The sequence below is a fragment of the Carnobacterium sp. genome, assembly GCF_049673005.1.
GTDB lineage: Bacteria > Bacillota > Bacilli > Lactobacillales > Carnobacteriaceae > Carnobacterium_A.
In genome coordinates, this window is record NZ_JBATXB010000114.1 from 1 (window position 1) to 13,748 (window position 13,748).

At 34.7% G+C, this 13,748-nt stretch carries 12 protein-coding genes; all 12 read right to left on the reverse strand.

Annotation, left to right across the window (positions count from 1 at the left end):
- A partial coding sequence (locus tag WBF61_RS08815; RefSeq protein WP_424255748.1) for a glycoside hydrolase family 1 protein occupies nucleotides 1-471 on the reverse strand: 471 nt, incomplete at its 3' end.
- Nucleotides 472-696: 225 nt separating this feature from the next.
- Complete coding sequence (locus WBF61_RS08820; protein ID WP_424255749.1) at nucleotides 697-1,896, reverse strand: MalY/PatB family protein; 1,200 nt, start codon at nucleotides 1,894-1,896, stop codon at nucleotides 697-699.
- A gap of 20 nt (nucleotides 1,897-1,916) precedes the next feature.
- Nucleotides 1,917-3,479 carry a maltose/glucose-specific PTS transporter subunit IIBC gene (gene malX / locus WBF61_RS08825; RefSeq protein WP_424255751.1) on the reverse strand — a complete coding sequence of 521 codons (1,563 nt, stop codon included), beginning with the start codon at nucleotides 3,477-3,479 and terminating at the stop codon, nucleotides 1,917-1,919.
- Between the two features lie 123 nt (nucleotides 3,480-3,602).
- Complete coding sequence (locus WBF61_RS08830; protein WP_424255753.1) at nucleotides 3,603-4,391, reverse strand: MurR/RpiR family transcriptional regulator; 789 nt, start codon at nucleotides 4,389-4,391, stop codon at nucleotides 3,603-3,605.
- A gap of 48 nt (nucleotides 4,392-4,439) precedes the next feature.
- Complete coding sequence (locus WBF61_RS08835; protein ID WP_424255754.1) at nucleotides 4,440-7,313, reverse strand: DUF3427 domain-containing protein; 2,874 nt, start codon at nucleotides 7,311-7,313, stop codon at nucleotides 4,440-4,442.
- A 5-nt stretch (nucleotides 7,314-7,318) separates the two neighbouring features.
- A complete protein-coding gene (locus tag WBF61_RS08840; RefSeq protein ID WP_424255755.1) occupies nucleotides 7,319-7,711 on the reverse strand; it encodes a (deoxy)nucleoside triphosphate pyrophosphohydrolase in 393 nt (130 codons plus the stop codon).
- Nucleotides 7,712-7,883: 172 nt separating this feature from the next.
- Nucleotides 7,884-8,861 (reverse strand): choloylglycine hydrolase, encoded by a 978-nt coding sequence (gene bsh, locus WBF61_RS08845; RefSeq protein WP_424255757.1) that lies wholly within the window; start codon nucleotides 8,859-8,861, stop codon nucleotides 7,884-7,886.
- A gap of 246 nt (nucleotides 8,862-9,107) precedes the next feature.
- Nucleotides 9,108-9,677, reverse strand: a complete 570-nt coding sequence (locus tag WBF61_RS08850; protein ID WP_424255759.1) for a polymer-forming cytoskeletal protein — start codon at nucleotides 9,675-9,677, stop codon at nucleotides 9,108-9,110.
- Nucleotides 9,678-9,851: 174 nt separating this feature from the next.
- On the reverse strand, nucleotides 9,852-10,244 hold the full coding sequence (locus tag WBF61_RS08855; RefSeq protein WP_424255761.1) for a DUF956 family protein: 393 nt from the start codon (nucleotides 10,242-10,244) through the stop codon (nucleotides 9,852-9,854).
- Between the two features lie 150 nt (nucleotides 10,245-10,394).
- Nucleotides 10,395-11,306: a PTS system mannose/fructose/sorbose family transporter subunit IID gene (locus tag WBF61_RS08860; protein ID WP_424255763.1), complete on the reverse strand. Its 912-nt coding sequence runs from the start codon at nucleotides 11,304-11,306 to the stop codon at nucleotides 10,395-10,397.
- A 21-nt stretch (nucleotides 11,307-11,327) separates the two neighbouring features.
- The gene (locus WBF61_RS08865) at nucleotides 11,328-12,128 is read right to left on the reverse strand and encodes a PTS mannose/fructose/sorbose transporter subunit IIC (protein WP_424255764.1); all 801 of its coding nucleotides are present in this window, start codon (nucleotides 12,126-12,128) and stop codon (nucleotides 11,328-11,330) included.
- A 33-nt stretch (nucleotides 12,129-12,161) separates the two neighbouring features.
- Nucleotides 12,162-13,157 (reverse strand): mannose/fructose/sorbose PTS transporter subunit IIA, encoded by a 996-nt coding sequence (locus tag WBF61_RS08870; protein WP_424255765.1) that lies wholly within the window; start codon nucleotides 13,155-13,157, stop codon nucleotides 12,162-12,164.
- Nucleotides 13,158-13,748: the final 591 nt, after the last annotated feature.

Here is a 13,748-nt window from a genome sequence, read left to right on the forward strand (position 1 = left end):
CTGTTTAACCCTGTCACCAAATGCCTTGAAACAAGTATCAGCGTATTTTTCAAATGCTCGTAATGTTCGTGCATTCGTCCAACCTCCGTTGCTCTCTAATTCTTGTGGCAAGTCCCAATGATACAGAGTTACGAAAGGAATAATATTATTTTTTAAACATTCATCAATAATTGCATTATAAAAATCTAGTCCTTTTTGATTTAATACGCCATCCCCATCCGGATATAGTCTTGTCCAAGCAATTGAGAAACGATAAGACTCAAGTCCCATCTCAGCCATTAAAGCTATATCCTCTTTGTAACGGTGATAATGATCTACAGCGACATCTCCATTCGTTCCCTGATAAGTTTTTCCATCAATCTTAGAAAAAACATCCCAGTTTGACACTCCTTTTCCGTCTTCATCCCACGCACCTTCAACTTGATACGAAGCTGATGCAGCTCCTAAAAGAAATTTATCTGGAAATTTCATTTTTATTCCTCCTCATTTAGTGCCTACTATTAAAATTCATACCAATGAATTAACAAAGTAAGTATAATCTTTTTATTTCTTTTTGTAAACCCTTTCTTTCCAAAAATCTAAAAAACTTAATTTTAATAATAGAGCTTCTCTAATCAAAAAAACTTTCTACAAAATAAAGTTCAGTGTAACCTGACTGTTATCTTGTAGAAAGCTCGATTAATAGTATTCATTTTCTTATCTTATTGAATTTTCTCTTAAAGAATCAATTGCTTTTTTTAACCCTACCAAACCTTGTTCTACTTTTATTCGTGGACAACCAAGATTCATCCGTAAGAAGTGCTCACTATGTGGATCATAGATGGATCCGTCCATAATCGCTACTTCTCCAACTTCAATCAAAGCTTTTTGCAACTCGTCCATTTCAAAAGGCAATGTGCTTATGTCCATCCAAGCTAAGAATGTTGATTCGGGCATCGTAAATTGTATCTCAGGAAGGTGTTCTTTTAGAAAGTTAGAAACGACCGTTAGATTTTCTGTAATGTATTCATTTAGTTCATCTACCCATTGATGGCCTTGCGTATAACCAGCCATGATACTTTCTATGCCCATGATACTAGCAGAAGATAGTCCGTCTCGATTTTTCAAGATATCTAAAAACTCTTCTTGTACCAGCCTATTTGGAATTAAAGCGTAAGAGCCGATTAAACCAGATGTATTAAACGTTTTGCTTGCTGATGTGCAAATGGCTATATTATTGTATTTATCTGTTAATGAAAGTACTGGAATGTGTTGGTATCCTTTGCGAACAATATCCATGTGGATTTCATCAGAAATTAAAAACACATCATAACGATGACACAATTCAATGATTTTAAGCAGCTCTTCTTTAGTCCAAATGCGTCCTGTTGGATTTTGAGGACTGCATAATAAAAAGATAGTCGTTTTTTCATCCGCCAATTTTTCTTCTAAATCTTCAAAGTCAATTGAGTAAACTCCATTAGCATACTCAAGAGGATTGTCTGCAACTTCTCTTTTATTGCTACGTATCGTTTTAAAGAAAGCATCGTACGCTGGCGTCTGAATTAAAACATTGTCGCCTACTTCAGATTTCATTTCAATTAATTTTGAAACGGTATAAATAACAGAAGGAGAGTACACAATCCAGTCCGGATCGACAACTGTATTAAAACGATCTTTGTACCAATTAACAATCGGCTCTTTAAAGTCCGCATGATTCCATCTTGTGTAGCCATATACTGAATGACTTGCTCTCTTTTTCAAAGCTTCACTAATTACTGTTGGAACATTAAAATCCATATCTGAGATGGTGAATGGCAATAAATCATTTACTCCAAATCGATCTTCTATATAATCCCATTGTGTACAGTACGTTCCTTTTCTATCAATCACTTCATCAAATCTATTTTTTCCCATCTTTCTTAAACCCTCCTTCCTTAGATTAATCGTTCTAATTGATTCTTCAAGGAAGCGACTTGCATTCCAATAATCACTTGCAGATTTTTTTCATCTAACTTCATTACGCCAAGTGCTCCATTTGCTTTCAACACATCTTCATCAACTTTACTCATATCATTAACTACTAATCTTAAGCGCGTTACACAGTTATCTAATGATGCAATATTGTCCGCTCCACCTAATGCAGCCATTATAGCTGGTGCATCATACTGGCCTTTTTTCTTGTGTCCGAGTTCTTCTTGTGAGTAGTCTGTTGTATCGCCGTTTGTTAATTCTCTTCCTGGAGTTTTCAAGTTAAATCGTTCGATTGCGTATTTGAATACAAAGTAGTAAATAGCAAACCAAAGCGCTCCAACAATTAATACCAAGTACCATTTTGTTTGGTTTCCTTGTAAGACTCCAAAGATAAGGAAGTCTAAAATCCCACCGTCTGTATTTCCGATTTTAACCGATAATAAAGCCATTACCATAAAGCCTAATCCCGTCATCACAACGTGGAATAAGTACAATAGCGGAGAAACGAATAAGAATAAAAATTCAATAGGTTCAGTAATACCTGTTACGAAAGTAGCCAATACTCCTGAAATCAATAACCCTTTAACCGCTGATCTTTTTTCAGGTTTTGCTGTTTTATACATGGCTAACGCTGCTGCTGGTAAACCAAACATAAAGGTGGGCATTTTACCCTGTGATAAGAACGCTGTTGCATCTGCACTTATTGGCAATCCTTGTTGCAGTTGTGCGTAGAAAATATTTAGTGCACCTGATACAGTGTTGCCGTCTACAATTTGTGTTCCGCCAGCTTCTGTAAAACGAATCATAGAAACTAGAATGTGGTGTAGCCCGGTGGGAAGCAATAACCGTTCTCCGGCACCGAATAAGAAAGGTCCAAAAACACCTGCTCCTTGAATTAAGTTCCCAATACCCGTAATGGCTGCTCCAAATATCGGCCAAATCATTGGTAGGAGTAAACCAACAATACTTAAGACTAATGACGTAATAATTGGTACAAATCTTGCTCCTCCAAAGAAAGCAAAAGCATCTGGCAATTGGATTTCAGAAAAACGTTTGTGTAAAGAAGATACGATAATTCCGACAATAATTCCGCCTAACACACCCATTTCAATCGTTTGGATGCCCATAACCATTCCTTGCCCAGCTTCTCTTAACAGTTCTGGTTCAGCTAATAGGTTTGCTTCTGATAAATAAAAATTAATAGATAAGTTCATGATGATGTAACCAACTAAACCAGAAAATGCTGCTACTCCTTTATCATAACGTGCTAACCCTAATGGAATAGCCATTGCGAATAAAACTGGTAAATAGGTAAAGGCAAATCCGCCAATTGTAGATAAGAATCTGAAAAACACTTGTAAATACTCGTTTGCTAAAAATGGCATAATCTCAAGTGTTGTTGCGCTAGTAAAAGAACTTCCAATTCCTAACATTAAGCCCATAAAAGCCAACAATGCAACCGGTAACATAAATGTCTTACCTAAACCTTGAAAAAATTCCCAAAAACTTCCTTTATTCTTTTTCATCTTTTTCTCTCCCCTGCTCTTTTTCTATCTCTAAGATAACGCGTTCATTAGCCTTGAGCAAGCGTTTACAGCAAAGATGAACAGCGTTACACCAAATGTAAGGCTGTTCATCCTAACTCTCTTTTATTCAGTTGTTTGTTTGATGTATTCAAAGATAATTAAATCAATCAGCAGATTCATCGTAAAACGAGAACTCATATCAATCGTCTCGCAGTAAAAACTTTTAGAATAAGCTGTAAGAGTTAAGTCGGCAATTGATTCCAAATAGCTTCCTTTCGTACCCGAAATAAGAATAACAGGAACGTGTCGTTCTTTTAACATTGCGGCATATTCTATTAAGTGAAGGGTTTCGCCACTATGAGAGAGAATAATAGCTACATCTGTAGGATTCATATTATGAGCGACCGCTCTTAATTCGTCCCAATCACTCCTAGCGGAAGAAATCTTTCCAGCAAATGTTAGTTTTCTTGCAGCATCACTTCCAAATGGAAATGACGCTCCAACACTAAAAAACTCTACTAGCTGACTATTCTTAATCGTCTCAACAACACTTAGAATACCCGCTGCATCCACGTCCATCATTGCTCGCTTCATTTCTTTTTGAAACCGTACAATGTGACTATCTATCTCTTCACTTGATTGACTGTCTTGTTGCTTCGTTACTTCTTCTTTTGTTCCTGTGTATTGATCTAACGCATATTTCAATTGTTGGTAGCCTTTGAATCCTAACTTTTTACACGTTCTACTAACTGTAGCTGTAGAAACAAATATCTCATTAGCAAATTCATCAATCGTTTTTTCTGATACTTTATTCGGGTATTTCAACATATATTCCAACACTTGAGATTCTAATGTACTTAGGTCTTTTCGTTTAGCCAATAACTTTTTGAAGAAAAGCGTTACTTCAGCCATGTTTAGGCCTCCTTCATTTAGTTTTTATACACATCGACTGATCATCAGTTAGTCTTGACCTGCCTCTAGATAACGGTAAAGGTTTAAATCTATTGGTTCAGAAAACTTTAATAACATCTCGACAACTTTTTTCTTTCCACCATCCTGAGTTGGTTTTTCTAATTCAATAATTGTCTCTTCTATCGGTTTAACTTCTCCTAAATAATAAAATTCTGTTCCTTCATTATCTGATTTTTTAGCAAAGACACGTACTTTCCAATCCTCAGGATGCATTAATTTCTTAACTTCTGGAGAATTTAATGATCTTGGAGCTTTAGTAAACCACTTCATCGTTGAGGTATCTACTAATTCATCTTCATACGCCATTTGAGACCCAGAGAAGTTTTCGCCTTTTTTTAGTGTAACAAAAATAACAAATTCTCCGTTACTTGCCGTATATCCTCCAATGTTTTGATCAACCAGTTGTTGTTGCCAGTTTAGTAAACGTAAAACGTCTTTTCTCTTATACTTCTGATAACGTGTTAAGGGTTCTGTTAAATTATAGTTTGCTGACTTTAAGGTTCCGGTTAAAAGGACATCTTCCATCAATCGAATGAAATATGGATTACTCATTTCTTTTTTGAATAACAAAGAAAGCACGATCTCATCTGCTGTTCCTTCAATAAAGGTCTTTTTATCATAGGCTTTACCTAAAGAACCTGTATAAAAACTTAAATCTAACGTATTTAAAACAGATTCAATTATCTCATCCGTTGCTACTAGCGCTTCTTGCTCAAATAATTTTTTAATTTCTTCTAACGACCATACTTTTTCAAGATTACTCATCATAGCTTGTAATAATACAATTTCTTGCATCCTCATACCTGGTAAGAATTCTCTTGTAGCAATCATTAAAAAAATACTAGCATTTTGAGTAATTGTTGCTTCATTTTTTTTTATAGTTTCTAAAAAGCCATAATAGGTCGTTTTTTTATTCGCAATTAATAGTGGATCTAACGTCTGTTGTTCTTCAAAGTCCTGAAGATAAGGAACTCTTCCCAGTCGATTAAAAAGCAATTCAAAGTTTTTTCTTAATTCATTTATACTATCTAATGCTACTTTATTAATCGAAGTAAAAATTTGTTGTTTCGCTATTTTCTCAAAATTAACAGAAGAAATGCCTGAGATAAAGTTAGTATCAAAAGTATCTTTACGCAAATTATTTTTATCTCTTGACGTATCTCCTGACAAAGCCATAGGAATCATATAATTGTTTTTATAATTCCCAATAAAATCGATAACCGTAACAAACTCTTTTGAAGAATCTTTCCTTAGCCCTCTTCCTAATTGCTGGATAAAAATGATACTAGATTGAGTGTTTCGAAGCATTACGACTTGGTTTACTTTTGGTATATCAATTCCTTCATTAAAAATATCTACTGTAAAAATATAGTTAATTTCGCCTTTTTCTAATCGTTCAACTTCATTCTCTCGTTCGTCAAGTGAGTGATCCCCTGAAAGATAAGAACTGGCTCTACCTCTCTTGTTAAAAAGTTCTGAAAGAGTTTCTGCTTCTTGTTTACGACTACAGAATATTAAACCTTTAGGGCTGTTACCGGAACAACCATAATAGGTTAGTTTTTCTAATAGATAAGTTACTCTTTCCTCATGTACCAAATATTTTAAATCTGTTGCTTCAGAGATTAATTCTCCATTTCTTTCATAATCTGTCACTCCAAAATAATGAAAAGGGCAAAGCATCTCTGCTTCAAGTGCTTCTTGGAGACGTATCTCGTATGCAATATTGTAATCAAACAATTCGAAAATATTAAATCCATCTGTTCTCTCTGGAGTAGCGGTCATACCTAATAAGAAAGAAGGCTTAAAATAGTCTAGAACATGATGATAAGAATTTGCTCCAGCTTTATGAACTTCATCTATCAAGATATAATCAAAATGATCTTTCGGAAATTGGTCTAATATGTGATTTTTAGAAATTGTTTGAATTGTAGCAAAAAGATATTTCGCATGAATTTCTTTTTTATTCCCAGATAATATTCCGTAATCTTTATCCTGCCCACCAAGAATCTTTTGGTAATCACTTTTTGCTTTATTTAGAATTTGTTCTCGATGAACAACAAATAAAACTCTTTTAGGTTTAGCCTGTAGCACATCAAAAGCAGATAGAAATGTTTTTCCTGTACCAGTAGCAGAAATGACAAGTCCTTTTTTTTCACCGCCTAATCTTAATTCTTGTAAACTAGATAACGCAACTACTTGCATTTTATTTGGCAAAATATAGGAAGCTTCATTTTCTATCAATGGTTGGTCGTTAATCGTACTCATTTCTTTAAAAAATGTTGTTGGTTGATAAAAATTTTTATAATTTGAAATCCATTCAGGAGTTAATAATTCAGCCTCTCTCCATTCTTTTTCCATATGTTTTTGAATATCTTGTATCATCTTTCCATGGTCATAAGAAGTTAAACGCACATTCCATTCATAATTAATTTTTAAAGCACTCATCGTTAAGTTGGAACTTCCAATAATAAAGGAATGGTACCCAGCTTGTTTAAAAAGATACCCTTTCGAATGGAATCCTGATTTTTTTGAAATTCGTACTTCTATATTCGGAATAGTTAATAAATCTTCAAAAACAGCTGGCTGATTAAACGCTAGATAAATAGACGTTATTATTTTCCCAGATATTTTTTGTCTATGTAAATCTGCTAGCTGTGTTTTTAATGCAGCTAAGCCATCTTGAGTTAAAAAAGCTACTGAAAAAAAGAACTCTTCACAAGTATTTAATTCATCATGTAATACGTTCAGCATATACTGCTTTGTTTGGGTATCATTTATAATGATTTTAGGATCATAAATAGAACCCTCAAATTTTTGATCAATAAAAGCTTTTTTTAATGAGCGTTCTAGGATATCAGTCAATCGTATCACATTTCTTTCATCAATTTTTTAACTGCCGGTATATCCGCCGGGGCCCAGTCTAAACTATCTAAATCTGATGGTTTTAACCACTTAACTTTAATATGCTCAGTTAATTGGGGTCTTCCTTCTTTCATTAAACAAATAAAAGTCGTTAAATGTACTAAACCAAAATCATAAAAATAACTTGTTTCTTCAAATTTTTCAGATGCTATCTCTACATCGATAGCCAACTCTTCTCTTAGTTCTCTTGCTAATGCTTCATGAGGTGTTTCACCAGTTTCAATTTTACCTCCTGGAAATTCCCATAATTTCGCTAACGTTTTAGTTTCTCCTCTTTGGGCACATAAAATCCTGTCATCTTTTATTACTATTGCACCTACAACATTTATCTTTTTCATTTTTCCTCCATCTTTCTTTTATTTTGTTTATATGTTCATTTTAGCATAGCAAACCTATTTTTTGCTTATAGATTACATGTAGATTATTTATTAGAAAAGAAATAATCTCTCTCTTCCTGATCATTAAAAAAAGTTATCCCTTAATATAAAGAGATAACTCATTAGTTTTTTATCAGTTATTTAGATAATTGATTTGTTGCGTCTGGATAAGTTCAAAAGTAACTAATTCATCTGAATCCAAGTCCTCATTATGCATATTCACTGCTGTTAGCTGGTTATTCTCATACGTTTTATAATAATACATTCCTTTTTCCGCATTCATACAACAAGCATAAGATGTAATGTCATTAGCTCCTTCTTGAGTTAATGCACTGCCACGAACCATGGCAACCGAATCAAGAATATGAAAAAACTGAGAAAGATTTGCATTCTCATTATCTTCAGATACGGCATTCATTTTATGAAAAGCAGCTCTTACAAAACGAGAAGTTGGGGATACATCTCCTGGTAGACCAAGTCCACCCATTCCTACTCCATATGGTTCCAACTTAACTTTTGAACTAAAACGATTCTCAGGGTATTCTGCTGTAAGATTCATGTAATTGGCCATATTCATTTTATGGAATTCAAAAGGCGGATTGTTCGTTAAGACACCATACGGATTATCATGAATTCTTAAGCCTTCCTCCATTGGTTCCACAACGATACATTGATTTTGGTCTGCAATCATCCAGTGTTGTGGAGCTAATGGAACCTGTTCATTAAAAGGTACATTCACCATATTCACTTTTTTTAAGACAGCCTTCACTTCTTCGACTGTTGTACACGTCCCTAATAAAAATGGTATAAATTCAAATGGTGTGATATTAATCTTCTCTTCTTTCTCCTGTAAATAAACCGCATTTCCAGGGAAATTTAATCCAGCAATGGAGAGGCCTTTTTCATTAGTAGCATCAGCGTACAAAGGATACCCTTCTATTACAGTTGCCATGCCAATCATGGCATAATGGCTTTTCATACTTTCATACCGTTTTAACTTAAATGGAAAATTACGGGGTGTAACGACTACCCTTTCATTGAATGAGTAGTCGATATCCATATTTCTTCCAAAATAAAAATCCGTCTTTTTATATGTTAGAGATGTGCACATCATTCTTCCTCCTAACTCAAGATAAAAAATTTTCAAAAAAATACCGTAACTATTTCACAAAAAAGCCAGATGTAATTACAATCATCCTAACACAAAATTTATTTTGTTAGAACTAATACGAGTGTATCCACTACTATTTTTTTTCATCTTATTCGTTTAAGGTAGGTATACAGTTTGCTCTATTTATAAAAAAAAATTAAAAAAATAGCCCATTCAACACCTGCTGAATGGGTCTAAATGATTAAATTATTTAGCTACTGTCGTTTCGCCAGTAATTGTTTCTCCATCAAAAGTTGATGCATCCATTAATTCTTGAGAATCAAATGTAACATTTCCTTCGACAGTAGAGTTAGCAAGAGTAAAGCCTTCTGCCTTAACAACGATATCGCCAACAACTGTTCCATTTTCTATTTTAAAGTTTGGAGACTCTACAATGATTGTAGGTACAGTTAATGTGTACTCAGCTGTCACTTTACGGTCCTCATCTTGTGCATATAAAGCTAGTTTACGGTAAATATCTGCACTTGTGTCATCTTTATCGTAGAAAGTCCCAGCAACAACTAAGTCTTCTGTTAATGTAATGTCATCTGTCGCTGCAAAGATCCAACCGCCTTCTTCGCTAAGTCCCATAACAAGATCTTCTGGTTTACTACTGATTGAAGCACTTGCAACCACTTCTGCACTCTCAGCTGTTGATGAAGCTACAGATTCTTTATCTGCTGTTTCCTCATTGTTTCCACAACCTGCTACCAATATAATAAGTGATGCACATAGACCTAGAAAAATTCTTCCTTTTTTAGTTGATTTAGTAAACATACCAATCTACCTCCATTTTTTCTATTTTGTTAAATATAAGATAATGACTGAAGAACTGAAAGCGTATTAAAGCCTTCTTAAACATTCTACTATGTATTTGTGAATTAATCAACAAGTAATAGAAAAAAAACCTAAGATTTTTTCATCCTAGGTCAGTTAAATCATTAAGTTGTTTTATTTATTCTTTTTTGCCGACTTTTTTTCCACAATTGATTTAAACGCTCGCTTGATCACGTCAAAGAAACTCAAAGAATGCACGATATGTTCAGGTTCTATATATTCTTTAATCGCTCTTAAAACTTTTTTGGGTTTCTTAGAAGAAAACGTATACGTTCCATTTTTCTTTGTCTCAATAGCATAACGTGGAATCCATCGTCCTTTGAACATAACAGAAGCAATGACTAGGTTGACTTCTTCCCATGGTATTTGAATGAACTTGCGCGTATCACGTGCATGATAAAATTCAAATCCCTTATCCCCTATCATAATTTTCCCGTAGTCCGTTAATCCGGTAAAAGCGGTGGCATCTATTACTAAATCTACCTTTGTATTAATCGATTCAACCATTTTATCCGCTCCATTTCATCTATCTTATTTTTTCTATTATACCTTTTTTAAAAAAGTTAAACAAATACAAAAAGTGGTTGAGAACAAGCTCAACCACTTTAGTGTATGGATTTTATTGATACACTATCTTAATCCGTTTTTATTTTTATTTTATAAAAGACCGATTAAGTGTCCACCAATACCAACTACGAATAAGCCAAGAATGATAACAATTGGACTAACTTTTTTGTTTAATAACCACATACATAAGAATGTTAATCCTAATGCTGCTAATCCTGGGATTAACTGGTCTAAGTTATTTTGTAAAGTCGTAACTTTTGTTGAAGACAATGCTAAACCTGAGTTAGCTTGTTCAATTGCTTGACGAATACCTTCAGCACCTGCTGGAAGTTGGTCCCATTCAATATACGCACCTTTGTCTAATTGAACTTCAGAAACAACGGGTTTAAAACTAATCGATACCCAACGTTGTACTAACGAGGCTAATACGAACATACCAAGAATAGATGCACCTTTAGTAATATCTTGTAACAATCCACCTGAAAGATCTTCAGTGATTTTAGAACCGGCTTTGTATCCAAGTTCTTGTGTGTTCCACATGAAGCCCCAACGAATAAGGTTCCAAGCTACGAAGAAAATAATTGGCCCAAGAATACTTCCACCTAATGCTAGTGATGCTCCTAAAGCACCTAACATCGGACGGACTGTAAACCAGAATACTGGATCGCCGACACCAGCCAATGGTCCCATCATTCCTACTTTTACCCCTTGAATGGCTACATCATCTACTGGCATACCATTTGCACGTTCTTCTTCCAGTGCTAAAGTAACTCCAAGAATTGGTGAAGCAATATATGGGTGAGTATTAAAGAACTCTAAGTGACGCTTTAATGCTGCTGCACGATCTTCTTTTGTTGTATATAATTTTTTAATTGCTGGAATCATTGAGAAAGCCCAACCACCATTTTGCATACGTTCATAGTTCCAAGATCCTTGGATAAATGTAGAGCGCCATGCAACGGCTAAACGATCTTTTTTAGTTAATGTAATTTTTTCTACCATGTCTCTTCTCCTCCTTCAGAATTAATAATCGTTTAAGATATCGCCAAGTGGGTCGCCTGAATTGCTTCCGCCACCATTTGATGAGCCGCCCATTTTAGAAAGGTTCAAGTAAATAAGAGCTAATGCTACACCGATTGCTCCAATAGCAATAAGTGTCAATTGAGAAATAGCTGCCACTACAAAACCAAGAATAAAGAATGGCCATACTTCTTTTGTTGCCATCATGTTAATAACTAGAGCATAACCAACTGCAACGACCATTCCGCCACCAATTGCCATACCTTCTGTTAACCATACAGGCATTGATTCTAAGAATGATTGAACAGTTGCTGCTGGAATAAATAATAGTGCTGCTGCTGGAATAGCGATACGAACACCTTGCATACATACTGCGCCAATGTGTAACAATTCAATTTTTCTAAAGTCGCCTTCTTCAGCTGCTGTGTCCATTAAATGTACGATTGGTACAGCTAATGTACGAACAATCATTGTTAAGAAAAGTCCTGCTACTGCTAATGGAACTGCGATTGCGATTGCTGCTGGGACACCTTTAACACCTTGTCCACCTAATACTAGAATAATTGCTGATGCAACGGATGCCAATGCAGCATCTGGTGCTACGGCTGCTCCAATGTTCGCCCAACCAAGTGCGATCATTTGAAGAGTTCCGCCAAGAACGATACCGGCTGTTAGATTTCCTGTAACTAAACCGATCAATGTACATGCGACTAGCGGTTGGTGGAATTGGAATTCATCTAAGATTCCTTCCATACCAGCTAGAAATGCAATAAATATTACTAAAATAATGGATATAATAGACATAATAGGCCTCCTATTTAATTTAATTTTGTTCTGTTATTTAGCGCGTGCTAATTCATTTTTTGCTTTTTTAAGAATGTCATCCATATTGGATCCTGAATCGTTTGGTACTTTACGCACATCGAATTTAATGCCTTTTTCTTTCAATTTATTGAAAGCTTCTAAATCTTCTTTACCCATAGAAAGTACGTTGTTTACAACAACTTTACCTACTGAGTGAGCCATTGAACCTACGTTAATTTCTTTAAAATCTACGCCGCCTTCAATTGCTCTAAGAACATCTGTTGGGTTTTCAAATAATATGAGTGCTTTAGTTGAACCAAATCTTGGATCTTTAGAGATCTCAATCATTTTGTTAAGTGTTATAACATTTGCTTTAACACCTGGAGGAGCTGCTTGTTCGATTAATTTCTTGCGAAGTTCATCTTTAGCAACGATATCTGAAACAACGATAATACGGTTTGGATGAGTTGATTTTGTCCATGCCGTTGCAACTTGCCCATGCAATAAACGAGAATCTACACGTACTAATACGTATTTAATCTGTCCATCACCAACAACTGTATTTGGAGGAAGGTGTCCTTTAGGTAAACCGTCTTCTGCAACTTTAACACCTGCTGCATCTGCTGGTTCTAATTCTTCAGGTCTAATCTTAATTCCTTCTTTTGCTGTTTCAAGAATATGCGTTGCGATTTCTTGAGCAGAAGTCATGGATAAGCGTGATGCATATGCTTCAATGACCATTGGTAAATTCAAGCCAGAAACGATTGCCCATTTCTCTTTGTGCTCTTCAAACAATGTGTTCGCTTGATTAAATGGAGTACCTCCCCATAAGTCGACTAAGAATAATACTTCATCTTGGTCGTCAAAAGAAGCAACAGCTTTTTGCATTTTAGCTTTTACATCTTCTGGTCCTTCACTTGGCATTAACGTAATAGCCTTGACGTTTTCTTGTTCTCCAAAAATCATCGCTCCAGATTGTAAGATGCCTTCTGCGAACTCGCCATGGCTTGCTAGTATAATTCCTACCATATTTCTACCTCCTAAATAATATATTTTCCCTTTACTGACCTAGAGATACCCAACAAAAAAGAGTCAACTCCTTATTGTTAGTTGTTCTATTAAAATAAGTTCTCTATTCCCAACAAAATCACCTACTTTACATGATTATTTTTATAAAGTGGTAGCGGTTAGATTTTCAAGCACTTACAATGTTCATCAGTCACTTAATATAAGCAAGTTCCGTGCCAACTTTAGTGTATCGCGTTTCAAGTGCTTTAAAATTAGTGTTTATATATAATTGGATAAACAAAGCTGATACACTAATTAGTGTATCAGCTTTGTTTGAACTATTCGTTTTTGATACTGTAGTGTATCATGTGTATGCTTTATAACTTAAATTCTATTAATATATTTTACCTCTAAAATAAAGTACTTAAGAGATAACCGTATAAGTTGCCTTATTAAATGTTTTTCAATTAAAAAGGAAATTCTGTAATGTTTTCATATATATGTTTCAAGAGATCTATTTCATACTTTATATAACTTCCTTTACGCACGAATGTTTCTTTATTAATAGATCATACAATTATAAATTAGCTTTTATAAAATATATCCATTTAA